General features: G+C 62.4%; 20 protein-coding genes. 4 read left to right on the forward strand and 16 right to left on the reverse strand.

What is annotated here, in order from left to right; genetic code table 11:
* Positions 1-79 precede the first annotated feature (79 nt).
* The 9 genes from nqrM to R3F72_RS06525 all read right to left on the reverse strand — a co-directional run bounded on the left by nqrM (position 80) and on the right by R3F72_RS06525 (position 9,094).
* Entirely contained in the window at positions 80-337 is a 258-nt protein-coding gene (gene nqrM / locus R3F72_RS06485) for a (Na+)-NQR maturation NqrM (protein WP_087719832.1), read from the reverse strand.
* The gene (locus R3F72_RS06490) at positions 334-1,389 is read right to left on the reverse strand and encodes an FAD:protein FMN transferase (RefSeq protein ID WP_303855437.1); all 1,056 of its coding nucleotides are present in this window, start codon (positions 1,387-1,389) and stop codon (positions 334-336) included. The genes nqrM and R3F72_RS06490 overlap by 4 nt, the downstream gene beginning before the upstream one ends.
* The gene (gene nqrF / locus R3F72_RS06495) at positions 1,386-2,618 is read right to left on the reverse strand and encodes an NADH:ubiquinone reductase (Na(+)-transporting) subunit F (protein WP_087719834.1); all 1,233 of its coding nucleotides are present in this window, start codon (positions 2,616-2,618) and stop codon (positions 1,386-1,388) included. Before nqrF ends, R3F72_RS06490 begins: the two co-directional genes overlap by 4 nt.
* Positions 2,619-2,681: 63 nt before the next feature.
* Entirely contained in the window at positions 2,682-3,302 is a 621-nt protein-coding gene (nqrE, locus tag R3F72_RS06500; RefSeq protein WP_071233099.1) for an NADH:ubiquinone reductase (Na(+)-transporting) subunit E, read from the reverse strand.
* Positions 3,295-3,975: an NADH:ubiquinone reductase (Na(+)-transporting) subunit D gene (locus R3F72_RS06505; protein WP_332779227.1), complete on the reverse strand. Its 681-nt coding sequence runs from the start codon at positions 3,973-3,975 to the stop codon at positions 3,295-3,297. The genes nqrE and R3F72_RS06505 overlap by 8 nt, the downstream gene beginning before the upstream one ends.
* A 2-nt stretch (positions 3,976-3,977) precedes the next feature.
* Positions 3,978-4,757 carry a Na(+)-translocating NADH-quinone reductase subunit C gene (locus R3F72_RS06510; protein WP_332779274.1) on the reverse strand — a complete coding sequence of 260 codons (780 nt, stop codon included), beginning with the start codon at positions 4,755-4,757 and terminating at the stop codon, positions 3,978-3,980.
* Positions 4,754-5,989, reverse strand: a complete 1,236-nt coding sequence (locus tag R3F72_RS06515) for an NADH:ubiquinone reductase (Na(+)-transporting) subunit B (RefSeq protein ID WP_332779228.1) — start codon at positions 5,987-5,989, stop codon at positions 4,754-4,756. Before R3F72_RS06515 ends, R3F72_RS06510 begins: the two co-directional genes overlap by 4 nt.
* On the reverse strand, positions 5,989-7,338 hold the full coding sequence (locus R3F72_RS06520; RefSeq protein ID WP_332779229.1) for a Na(+)-translocating NADH-quinone reductase subunit A: 1,350 nt from the start codon (positions 7,336-7,338) through the stop codon (positions 5,989-5,991). Before R3F72_RS06520 ends, R3F72_RS06515 begins: the two co-directional genes overlap by 1 nt.
* 304 nt (positions 7,339-7,642) lie before the next feature.
* The gene (locus R3F72_RS06525; protein WP_332779230.1) at positions 7,643-9,094 is read right to left on the reverse strand and encodes a glyceraldehyde-3-phosphate dehydrogenase; all 1,452 of its coding nucleotides are present in this window, start codon (positions 9,092-9,094) and stop codon (positions 7,643-7,645) included.
* Between the two features lie 323 nt (positions 9,095-9,417).
* On the opposite strand from R3F72_RS06525, the gene mfd reads away from it, so the two are divergent.
* On the forward strand, positions 9,418-12,867 hold the full coding sequence (mfd, locus tag R3F72_RS06530; RefSeq protein ID WP_332779231.1) for a transcription-repair coupling factor: 3,450 nt from the start codon (positions 9,418-9,420) through the stop codon (positions 12,865-12,867).
* Between the two features lie 116 nt (positions 12,868-12,983).
* Here mfd and R3F72_RS06535 read toward each other — a convergent pair whose 3' ends face one another.
* Positions 12,984-14,108: a metallophosphoesterase gene (locus R3F72_RS06535; protein ID WP_332779232.1), complete on the reverse strand. Its 1,125-nt coding sequence runs from the start codon at positions 14,106-14,108 to the stop codon at positions 12,984-12,986.
* Between the two features lie 234 nt (positions 14,109-14,342).
* On the opposite strand from R3F72_RS06535, the gene R3F72_RS06540 reads away from it, so the two are divergent.
* A complete protein-coding gene (locus tag R3F72_RS06540) occupies positions 14,343-15,998 on the forward strand; it encodes an FMN-binding glutamate synthase family protein (protein ID WP_332779233.1) in 1,656 nt (551 codons plus the stop codon).
* A gap of 9 nt (positions 15,999-16,007) precedes the next feature.
* Here the strand turns inward: R3F72_RS06540 and R3F72_RS06545 are convergent, their stop codons facing one another.
* Positions 16,008-16,952 (reverse strand): cation diffusion facilitator family transporter, encoded by a 945-nt coding sequence (locus R3F72_RS06545; RefSeq protein ID WP_332779234.1) that lies wholly within the window; start codon positions 16,950-16,952, stop codon positions 16,008-16,010.
* A gap of 144 nt (positions 16,953-17,096) precedes the next feature.
* Between R3F72_RS06545 and R3F72_RS06550 the strand changes: the two genes are divergently transcribed.
* On the forward strand, positions 17,097-17,258 hold the full coding sequence (locus R3F72_RS06550; RefSeq protein ID WP_179208918.1) for a hypothetical protein: 162 nt from the start codon (positions 17,097-17,099) through the stop codon (positions 17,256-17,258).
* Between the two features lie 85 nt (positions 17,259-17,343).
* Here R3F72_RS06550 and R3F72_RS06555 read toward each other — a convergent pair whose 3' ends face one another.
* The 3 genes from R3F72_RS06555 to topA form a co-directional block, all read right to left on the reverse strand.
* Positions 17,344-17,586: a hypothetical protein gene (locus R3F72_RS06555; RefSeq protein WP_071233109.1), complete on the reverse strand. Its 243-nt coding sequence runs from the start codon at positions 17,584-17,586 to the stop codon at positions 17,344-17,346.
* 134 nt (positions 17,587-17,720) lie between these two features.
* Positions 17,721-18,179 (reverse strand): DUF6586 family protein, encoded by a 459-nt coding sequence (locus tag R3F72_RS06560; protein ID WP_303854544.1) that lies wholly within the window; start codon positions 18,177-18,179, stop codon positions 17,721-17,723.
* Complete coding sequence (gene topA, locus R3F72_RS06565; RefSeq protein WP_087719844.1) at positions 18,176-20,797, reverse strand: type I DNA topoisomerase; 2,622 nt, start codon at positions 20,795-20,797, stop codon at positions 18,176-18,178. The genes R3F72_RS06560 and topA overlap by 4 nt, the downstream gene beginning before the upstream one ends.
* Positions 20,798-21,352: 555 nt before the next feature.
* On the opposite strand from topA, the gene pyk reads away from it, so the two are divergent.
* Positions 21,353-22,816, forward strand: a complete 1,464-nt coding sequence (pyk, locus tag R3F72_RS06570; protein WP_087719845.1) for a pyruvate kinase — start codon at positions 21,353-21,355, stop codon at positions 22,814-22,816.
* A gap of 89 nt (positions 22,817-22,905) precedes the next feature.
* On the opposite strand, the gene oadA is transcribed toward pyk, so the two are convergent.
* Both oadA and R3F72_RS06580 read right to left on the reverse strand, forming a co-directional pair.
* A complete protein-coding gene (gene oadA / locus R3F72_RS06575; RefSeq protein ID WP_303854545.1) occupies positions 22,906-24,726 on the reverse strand; it encodes a sodium-extruding oxaloacetate decarboxylase subunit alpha in 1,821 nt (606 codons plus the stop codon).
* Between the two features lie 39 nt (positions 24,727-24,765).
* A complete protein-coding gene (locus R3F72_RS06580; protein WP_087719846.1) occupies positions 24,766-26,181 on the reverse strand; it encodes an acetyl-CoA carboxylase biotin carboxylase subunit in 1,416 nt (471 codons plus the stop codon).
* Between the last annotated feature and the right edge of the window lie 34 nt (positions 26,182-26,215).

The following is a 26,215-nucleotide window of genomic DNA, read 5'->3' on the forward strand; positions in this document are numbered from 1 at the left end:
TCGCCTACTCCTTACATGATGGCTGGTACGACCTGATTGGATCGTGGCGACCGACAAACGAACCCGATACTGCCGCTACTCAACGTTTGACGGCGTTGTAGCCAAGATCCGCACCGCGATTTTCATCGCTGCGCCGGCGCGCACCAGCGACATTCTTGCGACTCTCTTCTTCACAGACCTTGTCGTTGCCACCGCAGATCTCGCAGCCGCTTTTGAGGCCGAGGGTATTGAGACCACCGCAGGAACCGGCAATCGGCTTGCGTCCCAGGATGACACCAATCGCCATGCCGCCTACCAACAGCAGCATGATGGCGAAGGCCAGAATCCAGATCGTCATGACTGATCCTCCTCTTCCGAATCTTTGAGATAGTTTTGAAACGCCGTGGACACCCGCGTTTCGAAGCCTTCCGGCGTTTTGACAACGAGATAGACCGCCAGGTTTTCACGCTCGGCCATGGCAAAGCCGGCGTCCGGCCCCATGACATCGATGGCCGTCGCCAGGGCATCAGCGGTCATGCAGTCAGCCGTGATCACCGTCACGGAAACCAGATGATGCGTGATCGGGCGTCCGGTCCGCGGGTCGATGGTATGCGAATAACGCTTGCCATCGCTTTCGAAATAGTTGCGGTAGTCGCCCGATGTCGCCACTGCCGAGTCATCCAGCTCAATGATACGCTGCACGCTACGTTCGTTCGAGACCGGCTTTTCCACCGCGATCCGCCACGGCTGCTCGCCGGGCTTGCTGCCTCGCGTGCGAATTTCGCCGCCCACCTCGACCAGGTATCGGCTCACCCCCAGGTCGTCCAGCGCCCGGGCGACGGCATCGACACCATACCCCTTGGCAATACCGGAGAGATCCACGTAGACCGGTTTGGTCTTGGTCAGCGTATCACCATCGAGTTGGAGTGCCTTGTAGTCGACCGCCTCCAGCGCGGCGGCGATCTCCTCGTCATCGGGCACGCGATCCGGGTGCTTGTCCGGACCAAAGCCCCAGAGATTGACGGCCGATCCGACCGTGACATCGAAAGCGCCGTTGGACATGTTACCCACGCGAATCGCTTCCCGAATCACCTCAGCCGTCTCCGGGGAGAGCTCGAACGGCTCGCCCACTACTGCCTGGTTGAAGCGCGACAGCTCGGAGTCGGGCTTGTAGGTCGACATCAGGCGGTCGACGCGATGCAGTGCATCCTTGACCGAATGCTCGATCCTGTCGAGCTGTTCGTCGTCGTAGTCACCGTAGAATGTGACGTGAAATCCGGTGCCGAAAATCGGTCCTTCCAGCCGGTAGGATTGAGGTTCGCGCTCGCACCCGGCCAGCAGTGCGAATAGCAGCAGGGCCAATCCCAGAAGGATCGGCCCTGTCACTCGGCGCTGGGGCCGTTCGATCATCCGCCGAAATCATCCAGCATGATGTTTTCGGGCTCTACCCCCAGATCAGTCAGCATCTTGATCACGGAGGCGTTCATCATCGGCGGCCCGCACATGTAGTACTCGCAATCTTCCGGCGCCGGATGATTCTTGAGATAGTTCTCGTAGAGCACATTGTGGATGAACCCGGTCGGCCCTTCCCAATTGTCCTCCGGCTGCGGGTCGGAGAGCGCCAGGTGCCATTCGAAGTTATCGAACTCCTCGGCCAGCTGGTCGTACTCCTCGTTGTAGAACGTCTCCCGCCAGGAGCGAGCGCCATACCAGAACGACATCTTGCGCGTGGACTTCAGGCGCTTGAGCTGATCGAAGATATGGCTACGCATGGGCGCCATGCCCGCACCGCCGCCGATGAACACCATCTCGGCCTCGGTATCCTTGGCGAAGAATTCACCGAACGGCCCCATGACGGTCACCTTGTCGCCCGGCTTCAGGCTGAAGACGTAGGTCGACATCAGCCCCGGCGGATGGCTGGATTTCGGGGGCGGCGTCGCGATACGGATGTTGAACTTGAGAATCCCTTTCTCTTCGGGATAGTTCGCCATCGAGTAGGCGCGAATCACCTCTTCGTCGTTCTTGTGCGTGAGGTTGAACAGCCCGAAGTTCTCCCAGTCGCCGCGATACTGCTCCTCGATATCGAAATCGGAGAACTTCACGTCGTAGGGCGGCGCCACCAGCTGCACGTAGCCACCGGCACGGAATGCCACTTCCTCGCCTTCCGGAAGCTTGAGGTTCAGCTCCTTGATGAAGGTCGCGACGTTGGGATTCTCGATGACCTCGCATTCCCACTTCTTGACGCCGAAGACCTCATCCGGCACGCGAATCTTCATGTCCTGCTTGACCGGCACCTGGCAGGAGAGGCGCCAGCCTTCCTTCTTCTCACGCAGGGTGAAGTGAGACTCCTCGGTCGGCAGGATGGAGCCGCCGCCTTCGCTCACCTGGCATTTGCACTGCGCGCAGGAGCCGCCGCCGCCACACGCTGACGACAGAAAGATGCCATTGGCAGCCAGGGTCTGGAGCAGCTTGCCCCCGGCCTGCGTCGTCACGGTGTTGTCAGGGTCGCCATTGATCTCGATCGCCACGTCACCGCTGCTGACCAGCCGGCTGCGTGCGGCCAGGATGACCGCCACCAGCCCCAGCACGATCACGGTGAACATGACGACGCCGAGCACGATGATGGATGTATCAACCATGTCGGGTTCCTATTTCCTTGTTGCGTTGATGTCGTTGCCTGAACGCCATGGGTCTTGCTGGCGTCAGAGCTGGATGCCGGAGAAGGACATGAAGCCCAACGACATCAGACCGGCCGTGATGAACGTGATCCCCAGCCCCTGCAGGCTGCCGGGCACATCACTGTACTTGAGCTTTTCACGGATACCCGCAAGCGCCATGATCGCCAAGGCCCAGCCAGCGCCTGCGCCAGCACCGTAGATCACCGACTCGCCGAAGGTGTAGTCACGCTGCACCATGAACAGCGAGGCACCCATGATGGCGCAGTTGACGGTGATCAACGGCAGGAACACGCCCAGCGCGTTGTAGAGCGCCGGCACGAACTTGTCGAGGAACATCTCGAGGATCTGAACGATCGCCGCGATGACACCGATATAGCTCAACAGCCCCAGGAAGCTGAGATCGATGTTCTCGGCGCCCTCGAGGCCGGTCCAGCTCAACGCGCCGGCCTTGAGCAGATAGTTGAGGATCAGGTTATTGACCGGCACCGTGATGGTGAGAACCACGACGACCGCAATGCCTAGCCCGATCGCCGAAGAGATCTTCTTGGAGACGGCCAGGAACGTACACATGCCCAGGAAGAACGCCAAGGCCATGTTCTCGACGAAGACCGCCTTCACGAACAGGCTGAGATAGTGCTCAAACATTGGCAGTCTCCTTGATCTTGGCCTTGCTGTTGGCAACGATGCGGTATTCCGTCTTCTCGACCTGCTCGGGATTGAGCGAGCGCAATATCCAGATCAGCAGACCGATGACGAAGAAGGCTGACGGCGGCAACAGCATCAGCCCGTTGGGCACGTACCAGCCACCATTCTGTACGGTCGGCAGGATAGTCAGACCGAAGACGCTGCCCGACCCCAGCAGCTCACGAACGAAGCCGACGATCAGCAGGATGACGGCATATCCGAGCCCGTTGCCGACACCATCGAGGAAACTCATCACCGGGCCGTTCTGCATGGCGTAGGCCTCGGCACGCCCCATGACGATACAGTTGGTGATGATCAGACCGACGAATACCGACAGCTGCTTGGACATCTCGTAGGCGTAGGCCCGCAGGACCTGGTCGACCACGATGACCAGCGACGCGATGATCGTCATCTGCACGATGATGCGGATCGACGACGGAATGTGATTGCGGATCAGCGAGACGAACATGCTGGAGAAGGCCGTCACGGCAATGACCGCGAGACCCATGACCAGCGATACGCTCATGGAGTTGGTCACCGCCAGCGCGGAACAGATCCCCAACACCTGCAGGGCGATCGGGTTGTTCTTGAAGACCGGTGACAGAACGACGTCTTTTACGGAGTCCGTAGCCATCTTCACGCTCCTCCTTGGGAATCGTCGTGGAACCGGGCGAGATACGGGGCGTAACCCTCTTCACTCAGCCAGAACCGCAACATGTTGGTGACGCCTCGGCTGGTGAGCGAGGCTCCCGACAGCGCATCGACTTCGTACTCGCCGCTGGCACCGCCTTTCACGAGTTGAATCTGAGGATCCTGAAAATCTCCATCCTCGTAGATCTTCTTGCCGTCCCACTTGGCCTTCCAGCGCGGGTTGTCTACCTCGCCACCGAGACCCGGGGTTTCGGACTGATCGTAGTAGGACAGCCCTACGATGGTATTGCCATCGCCACGCACGGACAAGAAACCCTCCATCAGCCCCCACAGCCCCTGGCCGCGGATCGGCATGACAATCTGGTCCGGATCGTCGGGATTCCCGACGAGATAGACCGTCGAGAACTTCTCCTGCCGGCCGATACCCGCGATATCGTCATCGCCCGACAGCGTGCGCGACGTTGCCGGGTCTCTAGCGGCGTCGAACTGATCGTAGGTATCCGGATCCAGGCTCTCGGAATATTCACCCGTTTCGAGATTGACCACACGCGGCGTGATCAGCTCAGCGTACTTCTCCTCGATGTCATCGCCCGGTTTGTAGAGCTGCGTGACCTGCAGGATGTTGCTCTTACGGTCGAGCGCCTGGTTCTGCAACTGCTTCGGCTTCAATACCACGGCTGCGGATGAGACGACCACCGAGCAGATGACGCAGAGGGAAAATGCGACGATCAGCGTCTTCTTGATCGAGTTGTTGCTCGCCATCAGACAGCCTCCTTCTCGGTGGGCGTCAGGCTCGCCAGTCGCTTCTGGCGACGTTTGATATTGGCCTGCACGAAGATGTGATCAATCAGCGGCGCGAACAGGTTGGCAAACAGGATTGCCAGCATGATGCCCTCCGGGAAGGCCGGATTGACCACGCGGATCAAAACGGTCATCACACCGATCAGCGCCCCGAAGATCAGCTTGCCGCGATCGGTCATCGACGCCGACACGGGATCGGTCGCCATGAACACCATGCCGAAGGCGAAGCCACCCAGCACCAAGTGCCAATACCACGGCATCGCGAACATCGGGTTGCTGTCGGAGCCGATGACATTGAACAGCGACGCGGTCAGGATCATGCCGAGCATGACACCCGCCATGATGCGCCAGGACGCGATGCGAGTCAGCAGCAGCACGGCCGCGCCGATCAGGATCGCCAGCGTCGAGGTTTCCCCCACGGAACCCTGGATGAAGCCGAAGAAGGCATCCCACCAGCTGTACTGCTGATGCAGACCTTCCATGCCATTGAGCGAAGCGTTGGACAAGGCCGTGGCACCGGTGAAACCATCGGCCGGCACCCAGACGCTGTCACCGGAAATCTGAGCCGGGTACGCGAAATAAAGGAAAGCACGGCCGGTCAGTGCCGGGTTGAGGAAGTTCTTGCCGGTTCCGCCGAAGATCTCCTTGCCGATCACTACGCCGAAGGTGATGCCCAGCGCCACTTGCCACAGCGGGATGGTCGCCGGCAGCGTCAGCGCGAACAGCACCGAGGTGACGAAGAAGCCCTCGTTGACTTCGTGGCCACGCTTGACCGCGAACAGGACTTCCCAGAAGCCGCCCACGACGAACGTCACCAGATAGATCGGCAGGAAGTAGGTCGCACCCAGCACGAAATTGGCCCAGATGCTGCCCGGGTCGTGACTCCCCGCCAGCGCCATGGTCACCGCTTCACGCCAGCCAGCGATCGCACCGAAGCCATCGGCAATCGCCAGGTTGGCCTGAAGGCCTGCGTTGTACATGCCGAAGAACATGGCCGGGAACGTACAGGCCCAGACCGTGATCATGATGCGCTTCAGGTCGATCCCGTCGCGCACGTGAGTCATGCTTTTGGTGACGCTGGGGGGCGAATAGAAGATCGTATCGACCGCCTCGTAGAGCGCGTAGAACTTCTCGTACTTGCCGCCCTTCTCGAAATGAGGCTCCAGCTTGTCGAGCGTATTGCGAATCCCCATCATCAGGCCTCTTTCTCGATCATGGTCAGGTTGTCGCGCAGGATGGGACCGTACTCGTACTTGCCGGGGCACACATAGGTGCACAGCGAGAGGTCTTCTTCATCCAGCTCCAGGCAGCCGAGCTGCATGGCCGATTCGATGTCGCCAACGATCAACGAGCGCAGCAGCTGGGTCGGCATGATATCCAGCGGCATGACCTTCTCGTACGCGCCGATCGGCACCATGGCACGCTCGGACCCGTTGGTCGACGTATTGGGTGCGTAGTTGGGCAGTCCCAGGAACTGGGAAACATAGATACCCATGACCGAATGACGGTTGCGCCCCGGCGAAAGCCAGCCCATGAAGGCGCGCTTGTTGCCCTCTTCCAGCAGCGAGAACTGACGGTGAAAACGCCCCAGGAACTGGCGACTTCCCTCGCACTGCGTACCGCCGAAAATGGATCCGGAGATGACGCGCGTATCCTCCGGCTTTTCGATCTCGCCTTCCAACAGCTCCTCGCTGCTGGCTCCCAGACGGGTACGGACCAGACGCGGATTCTTCGCTCGCGGCCCGCCGACGGCGACCACGCGGGTCGGATCGAAGCGACCTTCGACAAACAGCTTGCCGATGGCGATCACGTCCTGACAGTCAAGATGCCATACCTGGCGCTGCAGACCGACCGGCGAGAGATAGTGAATATGCGTACCCACCAGCCCTGCCGGGTGCAGCCCCTCGAAGCCCTCGGCCTGAACGCCCTCCAGATCGTCTCCCGGCAATTGGGCATTGCCGCGACGATTCACGAAGACCCTGCCGGGCGTCAGGTGGCGGATGACCTGCAGCCCCTGGCGGAAGGCGTCGCTATCGGCGTCGATGATCACCTTGGGGTCGGCCGACAGCGGATGCGTATCGATGGCCGTCACGAAGATATCGGCCGGCACCGCGTCGAGCGCCGGCACTCGGGAAAAAGGCCTCGTTCTCAGCGCCGTCCAAAAGCCGGACTCGACCAGTTGATCGACCACCTGCGACCGTGAGAGCGACGCCAGTCCGTCCGCACCGTAGGCCGTGAAGGTTTCGCTCTGCTCTTCCTCGTCGAGCTTGATGACCACCGACAACAGGCGACGCTTCTCGCCCCGGTTGATCGCGACCACCTCGCCGGCGCCGGGGGCTGTATAGCGAACCCCGGCCACTTTCTTGTCGGTGAACAACACCTGGCCCCGCTTCACGCGATCGCCTTCACGGACCTCCATGGTCGGCTTCATGCCGACATAGTCGGACCCGAGCAGCGCGACATGACGCACGGCGCGCCCTTCGTCGATACGCTGCTCCGGCGCCCCGGCAACGGGAAGGTCCAGGCCTCGTTTGACTTCGATCATAGTCTCGCCCAGTTGTCGAATCTGATGTCGATAAGGAAAAAGGTTCGACGGACGCCAAGCATGTCCGACTCCCGCAGCAAGGCTCAGGAAGAACAGGAAGGTGACGTCACGGAATCCGAATGCTTTTCTTATCAGAAAGGGTGACTTCCATGGCCCATGACTTCGATGGACCACGCCGAAAAACGCGCACCATTATAATGATGCCGGCCCCCGAAGACTACTCGCCGGCACGCAACCCGGCCGCCGGACAACGAAAAAGTCTCGGCCCTGCCGAGACTTTTTAGACTAAAGTCCAATGGACGAATCAGGGCGTGGCCGGCAGGTACCGGTGACAGACGCGGGACATGTACTGCAGGATTCTCACTACCTGGCAGCTATAGCCGAACTCGTTGTCATACCAGACGTAGAGCACCGCCTGCTTGCCGTCGGCAATGGTCGCCTTGGCATCCAGGATCCCTGCGTGGCGGTTGCCGACGAAGTCCGATGACACCACTTCCGGCGAATCGACATAATCGATCTGCTTGTGCATCGGCGAGTGCAGCGCCATCTGGCGCAGGTACTCGTTGAGCGCCGTGCGGTCTGTCTCTTTCTCCAGCGACAGGTTGAGGATCGCCATCGAGACGTTGGGCGTCGGCACGCGGATCGCATTGCCGGTCAACTTGCCGGAAAGCGCCGGCAGCGCCTTGGCCACCGCCTTGGCCGCGCCGGTTTCCGTCAACACCATGTTGAGCGGTGCACTGCGTCCGCGGCGATCGCCCTTGTGATAATTGTCGATCAGGTTCTGATCGTTGGTGTAGGAATGGACGGTCTCGACATGGCCATGGACGATCCCGTATTCGTCGTCGATGGCCTTGAGCACCGGCACGATGGCATTGGTGGTGCATGAAGCCGCAGACACGATGCGGTCTTCTTCCCCGATAGTCTGGTGATTGATGCCGTGAACGATGTTCTTGAGGTCGCCCTTGCCCGGCGCCGTCAACAGAACCTTGGCAACCCCCTTGGATTGCAGGTGCTGCGCCAGCCCCTCCCGGTCGCGCCACTTGCCGGTATTGTCGACGACGATGGCGTTGTCGATGCCGTAGGCGGTGTAGTCGATCTCGGCCGGCGAATCGGCATAGATCATGCGGATGTAGTGACCGTTGGCGATCAGCGCATGGTTGTCGTGATCGATGTCGATCGAACCGGAGAACGGCCCGTGGACGGAATCGCGACGCAGCAGGCTGGCTCGCTTCTCGAGGTCGTCACCGCTGCCGCGAACGACGATGGCACGCAGCCGAAGCAGGTTACCGCCACCGGCCTTCTCGATCAGGATGCGCGCCAGAATGCGGCCGATGCGGCCAAAGCCGTAAAGCACGACGTCCTGAGGCTCTCCGCCCATGCCGCTACCGTCGTGACCACCGACGATGTCGGCCAGCTCCCGTTCGAGGAACGCCACGACATCGCTTTCGCCGGAGTGCTTGAACGCCACGCCCAGTCGACCGATATCGATATGCGCCGGTCCCAGATTCAGTTCGGTCATGGCTCGCACCATCGGCAGCGTGTCGGCGACCGAAAGCTCGGTCCCCTCGACCTTGCGAACATAACGATGGTTCTTGAGAATCCGCGTCACGGAACGATTGATCAACGACCGCCCGAATAGCGAAGGGATCACGTTGTACTGACGATAGAGCTTGCCCAGAAGCGGAATCATCTCCTCCGCGCGAGCCTCGTTGTCCTGCCACTCCTGGAAGACGGTATCGAGCTGTTCCTGACTCACAAGCGGGCCTCTCTCTGATCGAATTTGGGGTCGAATTGGCGCATCGAACGCGTCGGTCAAACGGATCGCTGCCGCTGTCCATAGAGCGGTCACCAACATCGCTTCGGAGCATCCGCCTGACCAAAAACCCGAGTATTATCTGCATCCTACGAAACGCCCCGCAATCGCTGCGTAGTCGCAAATGTTGTAGTTTCACTACACGCGCCGCCGCCGATGCCTGACGTTCGGCAACGGAAATCGGAGCAAGAAATGGGGCGCGACACCCCCGCCATTGCGACAGCCTGCTATCATCCCTGCACGTAAATTCGTTCTCCGAAAGGCTCATGTCGCATTTCACACCGCTCGCCCCGCCTCTGCCGACCGGCACGCGCGAAACCACCTATTGCCAACTGCCTCAGGGAAGCGCTACCGCGCTGACGCTGGCGCGCCTGGCCGATGACGCACCACTGCTGGTGGTGACGCCGGATACGGCAAGCGCGCAGCGCCTCGAGAGCACGCTGCGCTTCTATGCCGACGTGCCGGTAATGCCGTTTCCCGACTGGGAAACGCTGCCCTATGACAGCTTCTCGCCGCACCAGGATATCGTCTCGGCACGGCTCAGAACGCTGCGGGAACTGCAGGAAGGCACCCAGGGGATCGTGCTGGTATCGATCAACACCCTGATGCAGCGGCTGCCGCCACGCGACTACGTGGCCGGGCGCGTGCTGACACTGGCGACCGGTGATCGGCTCGATCGGGAGAATTTCAGGGAACGCCTGTCGCGGGCCGGCTATCGTGCGGTGGAAACCGTCTACGAGCCGGGCGAGTACGCCATGCGCGGCTCGCTGATCGACCTGTTCCCCATGGGGACGGACGCCCCACTGCGCATCGACCTGTTCGACGACGAGATTGACACGCTGCGGCGCTTCGACCCGGACACCCAGCGCACGCAGGACAAGATCGAGCGCATCGACCTGCTGCCAGCGCACGAGTATTCGCTGTCGCGCTCGGCGATCGCCTGCTTCCGGGAAGGGTTCGAGACCCTCTTCGACGTCGATCCGCGGCAGTGCCCGCTCTATGTGGACGCGATCAAGGGCATCCCCTCCCCCGGCCTCGAACAGTACCTGCCGCTGTTCTTCGAGGAGACCGCCACGCTGTTCGAACACCTGGCGGAGCAGACACGCATTGCGCTGCTTCCCGACGTCTTCGAAGCCGCCGAACATCACTGGCTCTCGATCGAAGGGCGTTACGAGAACCTCGGCGTCGACCCGACTCGCCCGCTGCTGCCGCCGGCCAAGGCGTTCGTCCCCGCCGCCGAGGTCTTTGCCGCGATCAAGCAGCACCCCCGTCTCGAATTCGTGACCGATCCCGCCTCACGCCACGTCATCCCCAGCGCGACCCAATCACCGCCGGCGGTCGCGATCAACGCCCGCGCCCAGCACCCTCTGGCGACGCTGGAAGCGTTTCTCGAGGCTCACCGTGATCTGCGCATTCTGTTCGTCGCTGAGTCCCGCGGGCGCCGCGAAGCGCTGGACGAAGCGCTGGCGCCACTGCATCGGGATATCCCCCACATCGACGGCTGGCAGGACTTTCTGGATGGCCGTCAGCCGTTCGCGATCGCCGAGGGGGCGCTGGACGAAGGGCTCTGGCTGGGCGATCCCGCTATCGCGGTCATCACCGAAACCGAGCTCTATGGCGAAGTCGTGCGCCAGACGCGCCGCCGCGCCAAGGCGACCGACGACAACGAGCTGGCCGTGCGCCACCTCTCCGAGCTGCGCCCCGGTGCGCCCGTTGTGCACCAGCATCATGGCGTGGGCCGCTATCTGGGCCTGGAGATGATCACTGCCGGCGGCCAGGCGGCGGAGTTCCTGGCGCTGGAGTATGCCGGTGGCGCCAAGCTCTACGTGCCGGTCGACAACCTTCAGCTCATCTCGCGCTATGCCGGCGCCACCGACGAACTCGCTCCCTTGCACAAGCTGGGCTCGGACACCTGGGACAAGGCCAAGCGCAAGGCGGCCGAGAAAGTCCGCGACACCGCTGCCGAGCTGCTCGACATCTACGCCCGGCGCGAGGCCAGGGAAGGATTCGCCAGCGACATGCCCGGCGAGGAATATCTGCGCTTCGCGGCGAGCTTCCCGTTCGAGGAGACCCCTGACCAGCACGCTGCCATCGAGGCGGTGATCGCCGACATGACCGCACCGCGGCCGATGGATCGCGTCGTCTGTGGCGACGTCGGCTTCGGCAAGACCGAAGTCGCCATGCGCGCCGCGTTCCTGGCCGTCAGTTCCGGCCGTCAGGTAGTGGTACTCGTGCCTACCACGCTGCTGGCCCAGCAGCACTATGACAACTTCCGCGACCGCTTCGCCGATACTGCCGTGCAGATCGAGATGCTGTCGCGCTTCACCGGCGGCAAGGGGGAAGGCGATGCCCTGAAGCGCATCGAAGAAGGCCGTGCCGACATCGTCATCGGCACCCACAAGCTGCTCTCCAAGTCGGTCAAATTCTCCAACCTGGGCCTGATGATCATCGACGAGGAGCATCGGTTCGGCGTCGCTCAGAAAGAGCGCCTCAAGCAAATGCGCGCCGAGGTGGATATTCTCACGCTGACCGCGACACCCATTCCGCGCACGCTCAACATGGCCATGAACGGCATTCGCGATCTGTCGATCATCGCCACGCCCCCGGCACGACGCCTCTCGGTCAAGACGTTCGTGCAGCAGCGCAACGAGCCGGTGGTCAAGGAGGCGATCCTGCGCGAGGTGCTTCGCGGCGGCCAGGTCTACTTCCTTCACAACGAGGTCAAGACGATCGAAGCCAGTGCCGAAAAGATCCGCGAGCTGGTGCCGGAAGCCCGCGTCGGCGTGGCTCACGGCCAGTTGCCGGAGCGCGCCCTCGAACGGGTCATGTCGGACTTCTACCATAAGCGCTTCAACGTGCTGGTCTGCTCGACCATCATCGAGACCGGCATCGACGTGCCCAGCGCCAACACCATCATCATCGAGCGCGCCGACAAGTTCGGCCTGGCCCAGCTGCATCAGCTGCGCGGCCGGGTCGGACGCAGCCACCATCAGGCCTATGCCTACCTGCTGACGCCGCCGCCCAAGGCGATGACCAAGGATGCGATCAAGCGGCTCGAGGCAATCAGCCAAAGCGACGATCTCGGCGCCGGCTTCACGCTCGCCAGCCACGACATGGAAATCCGCGGCGCGGGCGAACTGCTCGGCGACGAGCAGAGCGGCCAGATGGAAACCATCGGCTACAGCCTCTACATGCAGATGCTCGATCGTGCGGTCAAGGCGATCCGGGCCGGCAAGACGCCCAATATCGAAGCCCCGCTCGATGAGGGCACGGAAATCAGCCTCAACCTGCCGGCGCTGATTCCCAACGACTACCTGCCCGACGTTCAGCAGCGCCTGATCATGTACAAGCGCATCAGCAGCGCAGCCGACGAGGGAGCGCTGAAGGAACTGCAGGTGGAGATGATCGACCGCTTCGGCCTGCTACCGGCGCCGCTCAAGACACTGTTCCGTCAGACGAGACTGCGCCAGCGCGCCGAGCGCCTCGGCATCGCCAAGTTGGAAGCCGGAGCCGAACGCGGCCGGGTGATTTTCGGCCCGGACCCGCAGGTCGATCCGATGACGCTGGTCGAGCTGATCCAGCGTCATCCGGCAGAGTACAAGCTCGACGGTGCCGACACACTGCGCTTCCACGGTGATATGGAAAAGGAGGAAGATCGTTTCCAGCGCATCGACGCGCTGCTGGAAACCCTCAACCGCAAGGCCAAGGCGGCCTGAGCTGCGAAAAATTAGACCGCGGCTATTCCACGAAAACGTCAGCGACATCATCGCTGGCGTTCTTTTTTACAGCGGCCCGACGCCGCCGTGGCTCGTGGCTCGTGGCTCGTGGCTCTTCAGTCTGCCCGGCGCAGCCAAATCCGCGTGATCTCGGCGGGCGCGCCAAAACGCATCGGCGGCCCCCAGTAGCCGGTACCCCGGCTGGTATAGACCCACATCCGCCCCTCCTTGCCCAGCCCGGCCAGAAAGCGGTTGGCACGACGCGCCAGCAGGCTCCAGGGCCATATCTGCCCGCCGTGAGTATGGCCGGAAAGCTGCAGGTCGAACCCGGCCTCTGCCGCCACGGGCGCGGAATTGGGCTGATGCGCGAGCAGCAGGCGCGTCGCTCCCGGCGGTATGTCACGGGCAGCCAGCACCGGGTCGCTGCGATGCGCCGGGACGTAGTACCCCGCCGACAGATCGGTAATGCCGGCAACGGCCAGTACCGCCCCGTCATGCTCGACAGGGTCGCACTCGTTGATCAGCACGCGCATGCCCAAACGTTCAAAGGCGGCGACCCACGCCTCGGCCTCGCTGTAGTACTCGTGATTGCCGGTCACGCAGAATGCGCCATGGCGAGCTCTCAAGTTCGCCAACGGCGCCAGGTCTTCTTCCAGTTCCGCGACGCGGCCATCGGTCAGATCACCGGTTATCGCGACCAGATCCGGGGTCAGCGAATTGACCCGTTCGACGATGCGCTGCAAGTGCTGGCGCTTGATCGTCGGGCCGATATGCAAGTCGCTCAACTGAACGATCGCCAGCCCCTCCAGCGCGGCAGGCAACCCGGCCAGCGGCACCGACACGTCGACGACGCGGGGCACCCTTCTCGCCTGCCACACCGAATAGACCGACAACACTGACGTTGCGATCAGCACGCCCCAGGCGCTACCGGCGACCAGCAAGGCCGTCGGCGCAGTCGCCACGTGCCAGGTCGCGAGCAGAATGTCCCGGGCCAGCGTGAGCAGCAGCAGGAAGGAGAATACCCCCGTCATCACTGCGACCGGCCAGGCGAACCAGCGACCGTTGAGCCAGGTCACCCGGACCACCCAGGGCATCAGCAGCGCACTGGTGAGCAGGTAACCGGCGCCGACGATATTGCTCCAGACGCCCAGCGAGAGCCCGGACAGCAGGCGCCAGCCGACATAGCCATGCAGCACGAGCAGGACCAGCCGCAGACGCAAAAGCGATCGATGGTGTCGCAAGTTCAAGCATTCCTTGCATTGAATGAGCGAAAAACCGGCATGCCGGCACGCGGCGACTCGACATCCATTCCCGCTCTCCCGGCGCGAGACATGGACGCAACTGCCTCAACGTAGTGACGATGCCTCAACGTAGTCCCGCGTGACATTGGCCGCAACGCAAGGCGTTGCGCTATCCTTGGCGGTCGCGGCAGCCCCAGCCCGCCGCGATTTCACCTTTCTGGAGCCGATGTTTGCATGAGCTACGCTACTGGCCTTTCTCGTCTACCGTCACGTAATGCCGTCTTCATCGCCAGCCTTTGCCTGCTGGCCGTTTCCCTCGTCGGGCTTGCCTCATCCTCATACTGGTGGTGGGGCGTGGTCATCTTCGGCGGCCTGTCCTGGCTCGGGATTCACGATATCCGTCAAAAGCACCGCACCGTCAGCCGCAACTATCCCATTCTGGCGCACTGTCGCTATATCCTCGAGTCGATCGGGCCGGAGATTCGTCAATACTTCATCCAGTCCGACCTCGACGAGCGTCCGTTCTCCCGGGAACAGCGCGCCGTCGTCTACCAGCGGGCCAAGAACGAGAGCGACAAGAAGCCCTTCGGTTCCTTGATCGACATGTATGCGCCCGGCCACGAGTGGATCAACCATTCACTGCGACCGACCCATATCGACGACAGCGACTTCCGGGTCCGGATCGGCGGCAGCCTCTGCAGCCAGCCCTATTCCGCCAGTGTGTTCAATATTTCGGCCATGAGCTTCGGCTCGTTGTCCGGCAACGCCATCGAATCGCTCAACGCCGGCGCTCGCAAAGGCAAGTTCTATCACGACACCGGCGAAGGCTCGATTTCTCGCTATCACCGGATTCACGGTGGAGATCTGGTCTGGGAGATCGGCTCCGGCTACTTCGGTTGTCGCCACGACGACGGCAGCTTCAATGAAGAGCGTTTCGCCGCCAACGCGCGCGACGAACAGGTCAAGATGATAGAGATCAAGCTGTCGCAGGGCGCCAAGCCGGGCCACGGCGGCATCCTTCCCGCCGCCAAGGTCACCGCCGAGATCGCCGAGGCGCGCGAGGTGCCCATGGGCGAGGACGTGGTCTCCCCTGCCGGCCACAGCGCTTTCTCCACGCCGCTGGAGCTGATGACCTTCATCGGCCGCCTGCGCGAGCTGTCCGGCGGCAAGCCCATCGGCTTCAAGCTGGCCATCGGCCATCCCTGGGAGTGGTTCGCCATGGTCAAGGCCATGCGCGAGACCGGCCAGCGCCCCGACTTCATCGTCGTCGACGGTGGAGAAGGCGGAACGGGAGCCGCACCGCTGGAGTTCATCAACCGTCTGGGCGTGCCGCTGACCGAAGCGCTGATGCTGGTGCACAACACCCTGGTCGGCGCTGGGTTGCGCGAAGAGATCAAGATCGGCGCCGCCGGCAAGATCACTTCCGGATTCAACATTGCCCGGACCCTGGCGCTGGGTGCCGATTGGTGCAATGCTGCACGCGGCTTCATGTTCTCGCTGGGCTGCATCCAGGCACTCAACTGCCACTCCGACAAGTGCCCCAGCGGCGTGGCGACCCAGGATCCCAAGCGCAGCCGCCACCTGGATGTCGCCGACAAGTCCGAGCGGGTCTACAACTTTCACCGCAATACGCTCAAGGGCCTGGCCGAGATGCTCGCCGCCGCGGGTCTGCAACACCCCTCGGAACTCGGCCCGGAACATATCATTCGGCGCGTATCCGCCGACGAGATCCAGTCTTACGACAAGCTGTTCACCTTCCTGAAGCCGGACGAACTGCTCGAAGGCAACAGCGAACACACCGTCTTCCGGAACTACTGGGAAGAGGCGCGCTCGGACTCCTTCCTGCCGCCCGCTCAACTGGCCGAATTGCGGCTGACCAAGCTGCGCTGATCGCCAACGTCAGCTCTCGGCTTCGCCAAGGCCGGCGCTGGGTGCCGCCCAGCGACGGTCGCCGGTGAACAGGGTTTCGACCAGCACCGGCGTCGAGATCCGGCGAACGCTGGCATCGAGGGTCGCTCGCCACCGGTCCGCCTCCTCGATGGAGAGCGGGTGACCCTTGACGAGTACGACATGAACGGTGACATAGAGCATCCGGCCCGGCCGGACCATACGGATATAGATGGCATCGGTGGGCAACGCCGCCAGCGCTGCCGTGATCGCCGCGCGTACCGGGTCGACCACATCGGGCCGCGGCGAGCGGTTGAGCAGCTCCAGAATCGCATTCTTGGCAACGCGGACGGGAACCCCCAGACAAAGCAGCACGACCGCGATCACCAGCCACGAGTCCACGTAGGGAACGACGGCATGCCAGCCTAGCGCTTGCACTAGGGGGATCAGACAGAAAGCCAGTAGCACCGCGGCGGAGATCAGCGCGTTGACGCGCCAGTTGTCGATATCGGCTTCGAGCAACGGACTGCTGACATGACGACTGACACGCCGCAGCACGAGGACCGCCAGCGTGCAGGCTGCCGTTGCCAGACAGGCGTAGCCGATCGAGATGCCCGCCGCGATCGTGTTGCCGCCCGTCAGCAGTGCCGTGATCGAATTGAATAGCGCCAGCGCCGACACGCCCAGCATCAGCAAGCCCTTGCAGGCGTTGACCATCGACTCGAAGTAGCCGTACCCGAACGGATAGGTATCGTCATCGGGGGCCACGACCAGCCGCCCTACGCGCAGTGTGAAGACGCCGACCACGGCATAGATGGCGTTGAAAAGCCCGTCGAGGAGGATCGCCTGGGAACCGGAAAGCACCGCAACCGTGAGCGCAAGCCCTCCAATGAGCGCGGCCATGACCGTCGAAAAGCGAAGCGCACCGCTCTCGGTAGTGGGCCATCCCGTTTTCATCGCGCCTCTACCCCTCGTCGTCCGAACGCTCTCGCCGTACCCCCATGCATCACCGCGGATTCGCAAACGCCGCAGTGGCTCTCGCGATCTGTATAATGCGCCGTCAACGAATCCCATACTTTCGATGCAGGAGCTGCACGCTCTATGGCTAATTACGCCTGGACCATCTCAATGCTCGCGATGACCATCGCTTTCATCACCTTCTTCACTTTCAGCGCCACCCGGCGTCGCGCGCTACTGGTGACCGCACTGGCATCGGCCGCCATCGCCGTGGTCATGGCGCTGGTAGCGGGTCTGATGCAGTAAGGGACACAGCGGTCCGCGTCAGTCAGCGCCACGGATCGCGGCAGGATTGTGCCGCCCCCTCACGGGCCAGAGGACGCAGAGCCGGCTAGTGGACCGTCGCCGGCGCTTCTTCGGCGGCATCTTCTTCATCGCCTTCCCACAGGTGGGTCCGCGTGATTGCATGATCGAGCATTTCGCGGGCCACGTCGAAGCGGCTGCGTCGCAGCAGCTCGACGGCCTCTTCGGAGAAGCGGATCGAGACGAGCGGTTCACCCGTTGCCTCTGCCGGTCGCAGCACCACTTCTCCGTTGGCAAGTTCGACGATTTCCAGAATCGCGATATCGGACACGGCTCACCTCTCTTGTCACTCTCTTTCATGGAGTGACGACTCGAATAAAAGAACGGGACCAATAAAAAACGACCAGAGCCTGGGCCCCGGTCGTTGATGTCTGGATTCAGGCTAACACGTTTACCCCGAGCCAGTCACCACTCGCTACTGCCTTCGCGCAGCGCCGGCAGCAGCGCCTTGAATTCACGATGGCACCAGCGCAGCGTATCGCCCAGCGATGGGGCGCCAGCGCTGGCAATCAGCCCGGCCCGTGCATCGCGGCGGGCCACGCCGTCGGCGCCGTGCAGCGCCTGCAACCGCGCAAGCAAAATACCCAGCCAGCTTTCGGGATCACGGGACAAGGCCCGTAGCCGTTCTAGCTCGGCCACATTGCCCCCCGTCGCCCGCAGCCACGCCTGCCAACCGTCGTGGGGCAGATCGGTATGCTCGGTGACTTCTCTTAGCACGGAATCCAGTGCCAGCCCCAGTTGGCCCAGCGCGGCCTCCTCCAGCGCCATGCGGCGCGCTGTCGCGTGCTCGTCGTCGCCCGGCTCGATCGTCAGCAACAGTTCAGCCTGATAAAGCAGCTGATTGGTACGGGCCACCGAGGTCATTTGCGCTTGTCCTCCACCTGCCAGCGGCCATCTTCGTAGACGGCACGCCAGCCGGTTGCCTTGCCCTCTTCGTCGGTCATGACGAACTGGCTCTTGGTCTTGCGCGAGAAGCGGATCTGCGCCGGTCGACCGTCAGGATCCTCGCTCGGCGCTTCGAGCAGGAAATGGTACTTCTCGGGCAGAGCGTCGGCGTGCGCCTTCAGCTCCTTGACCAGCGGCGGGCGGGTTTCCCGGTTCTTGGGAAACTGACTGGCCGCCAGGAACAGGCCGCTGGCGCCGTCGCGCAGCACGTAGTGATCGTCGACCTTCTGGCAGGCCAGCTCCGGCATCGGAATCGGATCCATCTTGGGCGGCGCGACTTCGCCACTCTTCAACAACTTGCGAGTGTTGCCGCAACCCTCGTTGGTGCAGGCGAAATACTTGCCGAAGCGACCGCTCTTGAGCTGCATTTCGGAGCCGCACTTGTCGCATTCGATCACGGGACCATCGTAGCCCTTGATCCGGAAACGCCCCTGCTCGATCTCGTAGTAGCCGTCGTCATCGTTGCTGATATAGAGCTTGCGGCCCTCGTCGATCAGGTAACTGTCCATCGCCGTGCCGGTGTTCGGGTTACGACGCTTGGCGCGCAGCGCTTCCGTCTCGGCGGCCTCGTCGGCATCCGCGGGGACGGCTTCCTCTCCCGGGATCAGATCGATGGTCGTCTTGCAGCGCTCCTTCGGCGGCAGGTTGTAGCCGGAACAGCCCAGGAACACGCCGGTCGACGCGATGCGAATCTGCATCGGGCGGCCACAGGTCGGGCACGCGATGTCGGTCTCGATGGGCTCGTTGGGCCGCATGCCATCCTCGCCCTCGGCACGCTCCAGCTTCTGCTTGAAGTCGGCATAGAAAGCATCGAGCAGCTTCTGCCACTGCTCGTGCCCCTCGGCGACCTCATCGAGTCGGTCTTCCATGCGGGCGGTGAAGCCGTAGTCCAGCAGGTCGTTGAACGATTCCACCAGGCGATCGGTCACGATCTCGCCGAGCTTCTCGGCATAGAAACGCCGGTTGTCGAGCTTGGCGTAGCCTCGGTCCTGAATGGTGGAGATGATCGCCGCATAGGTCGACGGGCGGCCGATGCCGCGCTTCTCGAGCTCCTTGACCAGGCTTGCTTCGGTGTAGCGCGCCGGCGGCTTGGTGAAGTGCTGCTGCGGATCGATCTGCTCGACCTCGAGTGTCGCGCCCTCGCCGATATCCGGCAATTGCGCCTGCTCGTCCTTCTTGGCCACCGGCTTCATCACGCGGGTGTAGCCGTCGAACTTGAGCACCCGGCCACGAGCCTTGAGCTCGAATCCGGCCGTTTCGATGGTCAGCGTGGTGGCGAGATATTCCGCCGGCACCATCTGGCAGGCGACGAACTGACGCCAGATCAGCTCGTACAGCCGCTGGGCGTCGCGCTCGACGGGCAGGTCATCGGCCCGCTGCTTGACGTTGGAAGGACGAATGGCCTCGTGCGCTTCCTGGGCGTTCTGCTTGCTCGAGTAGCGATTCGGCGCTTCCGGCAGGTAGCGGTCACCAAACTCCGACTGGATGTAATCGCGCACGCCTGCGACTGCATCCTGGGAGAGGTTGGTGGAGTCGGTACGCATGTAGGTGATGTAGCCGCCCTCGTAGAGCCGCTGGGCCAGCGTCATCGTCTTCTTGACGGAGTAACCCAGTCGTCCGCTGGCAGCCTGCTGCAGCGTCGAAGTAATGAACGGCGCATTGGGCTTGGAGCTGGTCGGCTTGGTTTCGCGGCTGGTGATGTCGAGCATGTCCTGACGCAGCGGCGCGATGCGGTCGTGGGTCTCTTTCTCGGAGGTAGGACGGAAAGTCTCGCCGTTCTCGCGGACCACCTCGAAGCGGATCGGTTCACCATCGGCGGTGACGAGGTCGGCGTGAACGTCCCAGAACTCTTCCGGGTTGAATGCCCGAATAGCGCGCTCACGATCGACGATCAGACGTACGGCTACCGATTGCACACGGCCAGCGGAGAGGCCACGAGCCACCTTGCTCCAGAGCAGTGGCGAGACCATGAAGCCCACGACGCGATCCAGGAACCGGCGACTCTGCTGCGCCTCGACACGGGCAATGTTGAGTGTGCCGGGCTGCTTGAAGGCTTCCTGGATGGCATTCTTGGTGATCTCGTTGAACACCACGCGTTTGTAGCGCGAGTCGTCGCCGCCAATGGTCTCCTTCAGGTGCCAGGCGATCGCCTCTCCCTCACGGTCCAAATCGGTCGCGAGATAGATCGTATCGCTCTTGTCGGCCAGTCTCTTGAGCTCATCGACCACCTTCTCCTTGCCCGGCAGGATCTCGTAATTGGCCCGCCAGCCATGTTCGGGGTCGATACCCATGCGCCGAACCAGTTGATCCCACTGCTTCTGCTTCTTGTACTCCGCCTTCTCTTCCGGCGACATCTTGCGGGTGATTGCCGCCTGCTTCGCGCGCTCCTTAGGATCGCTGGCCTGCTTGGAAGAACCACTGGTCGGCAGATCACGAATATGCCCGACGCTCGATTTCACCACGAAATCGTTGCCGAGATACTTGTTAATGGTCTTGGCCTTGGCCGGCGACTCAACGATAACCAGTGACTTGCCCATAGCGCTCCTGCTTCTTTATATAGCGGTGGTCCCAGCCGGTGGCGTGCTCGACGGCAGGGAGTGGGGCCGACCGGAAAATCCGCCTACCCTACCCTAGCCTTTCTCATGGCGCCAGCCGTAGCTTGACTTTGCCCAACGTTGGCGGTGCCATGTCAATGGCCCTTCATCATGGGGCTAACGAGAAGAATTCCAAGTTACGCCGTCGTGTCGTCTTGGGCTTTTCGGGCCTTTCATCCATGTCGCGTCTGGCGCTTGCACGCTACACTCGAATCCGTAACGTCGTCGTCGCGAAAGGCTTTTATACTGCCAACGCCAACAGTCTCCGGGGCCTGTGGCGGTCTATTCGCCATCCGATGCCGAGAAGCGGCCCCCCGTTGAAACGTCGGCCATACCTGCGAAGCGTTGTCTGTGGCACATTTATCCGGGATGGGGCAGTAACAGCGCTTCGGACAAGACGGGCTCCTTGTTGTAAAATAACCACATGTCACCGTTGCGACTCGATCCATGGCTTTTCAGCGCGGCGGGACGACTCATTCAGTTGCCAGGAGAATTTCCATGCAGCACGCGTTTCACGGTCCGATTCGCCGCACCAAGATCGTCGCCACCCTGGGTCCTGCTACGGACCGCGAGGGAGTATTGGATGCCATTATCGAAGCCGGGGTCGACGTCGTTCGCTTGAACTTCTCCCACGGGAATCCGGAAGATCACCGCCGCCGACTCAAGGCCGTTCGCGAAGCGGCGGATCGTCACGGCCGTGCGGTGGCAGCACTGGGCGATCTCCAGGGTCCCAAGATCCGCATCGCCCGCTTTGCTGCCGAAGGCGGCGTCAAACTCGAAAAAGGCCAGCCTTTCGTGCTGGACGTGTCGCTGGATCGCGATGCCGGCGACAGCGAACGCGTCGGTTGCGACTACAAGGAATTGGCCGACGACCTCGAGACTGGCGACACCCTGTTGCTGGATGACGGTCGCCTGGTGCTCGAAGTCGACCGTATCGAAGGTGCGCAGATTTTCACCACGGTCAAGGTCGGCGGCAAGCTGACCAACAACAAGGGCATCAACAAGCAGGGCGGCGGCCTTTCCGCTGCGGCGCTGACCGAGAAGGACAAGGAAGACCTCAAGACCGCGATCGATATCGGCGTCGACTATCTGGCCGTATCGTTCCCGCGCAGTGGCGCCGACATGCAGTATGCGCGCGAGCTGCTGGGCGAAGCGGGTCAGGAGATCGGCCTGGTCGCCAAGATCGAGCGCGCCGAAGCCGTTGCCGACCCGGAAACGCTGGACGATATCATCCGTGCCTCGGAAGCGGTGATGGTCGCCCGCGGCGATCTCGGCGTCGAGATCGGCGATGCCCAGCTGATCGGCGTGCAGAAACGGATCATCGCCCGCGCCCGTACACTCAACAAGGTCGTCATCACCGCCACTCAGATGATGGAATCGATGATCGAGTCGCCGCTGCCGACCCGCGCGGAAGTCTTCGACGTCGCCAACGCGGTTCTGGATGGTACCGATGCGGTGATGCTCTCGGCAGAAACCGCCGCCGGCGACTTCCCGGTCGAGACCATTCGCGCCATGAACCGGCTGTGCCTGGGCGCCGAGCGCGAGCGGGCGGCCCAGCAGTCCCAGCACCGCATCCATGAAGGTTTCAGCCGGATTGACGAAACGTTGGCGCTGTCTGCCATGTATGCGGCCAACCACCTTTCCGGCGTGGTCGCCATCGCCTGTTTGACCGCGTCGGGCTACACGCCGCTGATCGCCTCGCGCATCCGCTCCGGCCTGCCGATCGTCGCGCTGGCCGAGACACCGCTGGTCCAGCGTCGCATGGCGCTCTATCGTGGCGTCGTCTCGCTGGTCTTCGATAGCTCCCGCTTCCCGCTGACCGAGATCAACAGCGGTGCGATCAAGGAGCTGGTCAGCCTCGGGCTCGCCAGCAAGGGCGATCTCGTCATCCTGACCCGCGGCGATCACATGAACGCTCATGGCGGCACCAATACCATGAAGATCATTCAGGTCGAGGAGTGATCGAGAGCCTCCGTTCGCACGGGATGAAAAAAAGCGGAGCCACGGCTCCGCTTTTTTTATTGCCTTCATCGAGGGAGTGCATCATGCGCTCACTCGATTTCGATCAGAACCTCGCCCGGTGTCACGCGGTCGCCCTTGGCCACATGAACCGCCTTGACCGTGCCGCTGGCCCGCGCCTGCACTTCCGTCTCCATCTTCATGGCTTCGGTGATCAGTACGGCCTGCCCTTCCTCGACGCTGTCACCTTCGGCGACCAGCACATCGACGATGTTGCCCGGCATCGACGTGGTAACGTGCCCCGGCGAGCTGGCCTTGGCGCGCCCTCCGCTCTTGCCTTCCTGCACGAACTCGTCCTTGGCCTCGAACACGACCTCTTCGGGCATGCCATCGAGCGTCAGGTAGACGCGGCGCTTGCTGCCACTGCTGCTGCCGACCCCGGTGATCTGCACTTCGTAGGATTCACCATGAACGTCGATGACGAACTCGGTAGGCACCCCTTCGGAAACCGGCCGTCCGGCACCGCCAGCGGCCTCCGTTGACGGAATCGCTTCCGGCGTCAGTGTACCGTCGCGTCGCCCTTGCAGATATTCGCGTCCCAGATCAGGGAACATGGCAAACGTCAGCACGTCCTCCTCGCTGTCGGCCAGCTCACCGATATCCTGCTTCAGCTTCACCATCTCCGGCTTGAGCTGGTCGGCCGGCCGGCCTTCGTCGACCGGTTCGTTGCCGATCGCCTTGCGCCGCACCTCGGCATTCACCTCCGCTGGCGGCTGGCCGTAGCCACCCAGCAGGTAGCGCTTCACCTCGTTGGTGATCGACTTGTAGCGCTCGCCGGTCAACACGTTCATGGCGGCCTGAGTCCCGACGATCTGCGATGTCGGCGTCACCAGCGGCGGGTACCCCAGATCGGCACGGACCTTCGGAATTTCGTCGAAGACGTCCTGGATCCGACCCAGCGCATTCTGCTCCTTCATCTGGTTGGCCAGGTTGGACATCATGCCCCCCGGCACCTGCCAGATCTGTACGCTCACATCCTCGCGGGTGTACTCGCTTTCGAATGCCACATATTTCTTGCGCACTTCCCGGAAGTAGTCGCCGATCTCCTTCAGCGCGACCAGATCCAGACCGGTGTCATAAGGCGTCTGCTGGAACGCCGCCACCATTGCCTCGGTAGAGGGGTGACTGGTGCCACCGGCGAAGGCGGAAATGCAGGTATCGATATGGCGACAGCCTGCCTCGACGGCCTTCATCTGACTCAGGGAAGCCAGCCCGGACGTCGCGTGGGCATGGAGGTGGATCGGCACGTCGACCGCCTCGGCCAGCGCCGCCACCAGTTCGCCGGTGGCGTAAGGCGTCAGCAGCCCGGCCATGTCCTTGATGGCGATCGAATCGGCGCCCATGTCGACCAGCCGCTTGGCCTGCTCGACATACATGTCCCGGGTGTGGACGGGGCTGACGGTATAACAGATAGTGCCCTGCGCATGCTTGCCGCTGGCCTTGACTGCCTTCATCGCGGTCTCCAGATTGCGCAGGTCGTTCAGCGCATCGAAGACCCGAAAGATGTCGATGCCGTTATCGGCCGAGCGCGCCACGAAGCGCTCCACCACATCATCCGCATAGTGGCGATACCCAAGCAGGTTCTGCCCCCGCAGCAGCATCTGCAGCGGCGTATTGGGAAGCGCTTCGCGCAGCGACTGCAGGCGTTCCCAGGGATCCTCCTTGAGGAAACGCACGCAGGCATCGAACGTGGCGCCGCCCCAGACTTCGAGCGAATGGAACCCGATCGCGTCGAGCTTGGCGCAGATCGGCAGCATGTCTTCGGTTTTCATGCGCGTGGCGATCAATGACTGATGCCCGTCACGCAGGACGACGTCGCTGATCTTGACGGATGACGAGTCGGCGTTGTTCATCTTTTTCTCCTGATCCTGATTCTGATCCATTCGGCGCGTTCAAAGTCCAGCGTGAGCCGCGATGGCCGCCGCGATCGCCAACGCCACCTCTTCGGGGTTGCGCTTGACGGAGTAGTTGAGCAGTTCGGGATGGGCGGGAACGAACCCGGTGTCGAAATGCCCGGCCCGGAAATCGGGATGGCGCAGAATTTCCTGGTAGTAGGGGGCGGTGGTCTTCACCCCTTGCAGACGCATGTCGTTCAGCGCCCGAATGCCACGATTGAGGGTCTCTTCCCAGGTCATGCCCCAGACGATCAGCTTGAGGCACATCGAATCGAAGTACGGCGGAATGGTATAGCCGGTATAGATCGCAGTGTCCGTGCGGACGCCGGGGCCGCCGGGCGCGTAGTAACGGGTGATGCGACCGAAGCTGGGCAGGAAGTCGTTCTTGGGATCCTCGGCGTTGATTCGGAACTGGATGGCATAGCCCTGGTGGCGGATATCCTCCTGGCGATAGGCCAGCCGGTCGCCTGCGGCAATGCGCAACTGTTCACGGACGATATCGACGCCGGTGATCGCCTCGGTGATGGTGTGCTCGACCTGGACCCGGGTGTTCATCTCCATGAAGAAGACTTCGTTGTCCTTGACCAGGAACTCCACGGTACCGGCATTCTGGTAGCCGACCGCATGGGCGGCACGCACCGCCATCTTGCCCACGTAGCTGCGCTGTTCCGGGGTCAGCTGAGGACTGGGCGCAATTTCGATCAGCTTCTGGTTGCGGCGCTGGATCGAGCAGTCGCGCTCGAACAGATGGATGACCCCACCGTGGCTGTCCGCCAGCACCTGAACTTCGATGTGCAGCGGATCGACGATGCATTTCTCCATGAACACTTCCGCGCTACCGAAAGCTTTGGTCGCCTCGGAAATCACGCGATCCCAGGCCTGCCGGAGCTGGTCGGCCGTGTCGCAGCGGCGAATCCCTCTCCCGCCGCCGCCGGATGTCGCCTTGAGCATGATCGGATAACCAATCTCTTCGGCAACCGTCAGCGCTTCGTCGAGATTGGCGAGATTGCCGTCGGAACCCGGGGTCACCGGCACGCCCGCCTCACGCATCGCCGTTCGCGCGGCGGTCTTGTCGCCCATCCTGGCGATCACTTCGGCACTCGGGCCGACGAACGCGATACCCGCCTGACTGCAGATCCTGGCAAACTCGGCACTTTCGGATAAAAAGCCGTAGCCGGGATGAATGGCATCACAGCCGGTTTCCCGTGCCAGGTTGACGATCCGCCGCGGATCCAGATAGCCCGCCAGCGGTTCGTCACCGACGAAATAGGCCTCGTCCGCTCCTTTGACATGCAGGGAGAAACGGTCGGGTTCGGTATAGATCGCAACCGAACGGATGCCCATCTCGGCGCAGGCTCGTACAATACGCACGGCAATCTCGCCGCGGTTGGCGATAAGCAGCTTTTTAAACACCGTTTGCCCTCCCGGTTTGTGCGTGGCGACGCTT

Origin of the sequence: Salinicola sp. 4072 (genome assembly GCF_036663415.1) — a bacterium.
Classification (GTDB): domain Bacteria; phylum Pseudomonadota; class Gammaproteobacteria; order Pseudomonadales; family Halomonadaceae; genus Salinicola; species Salinicola salarius_A.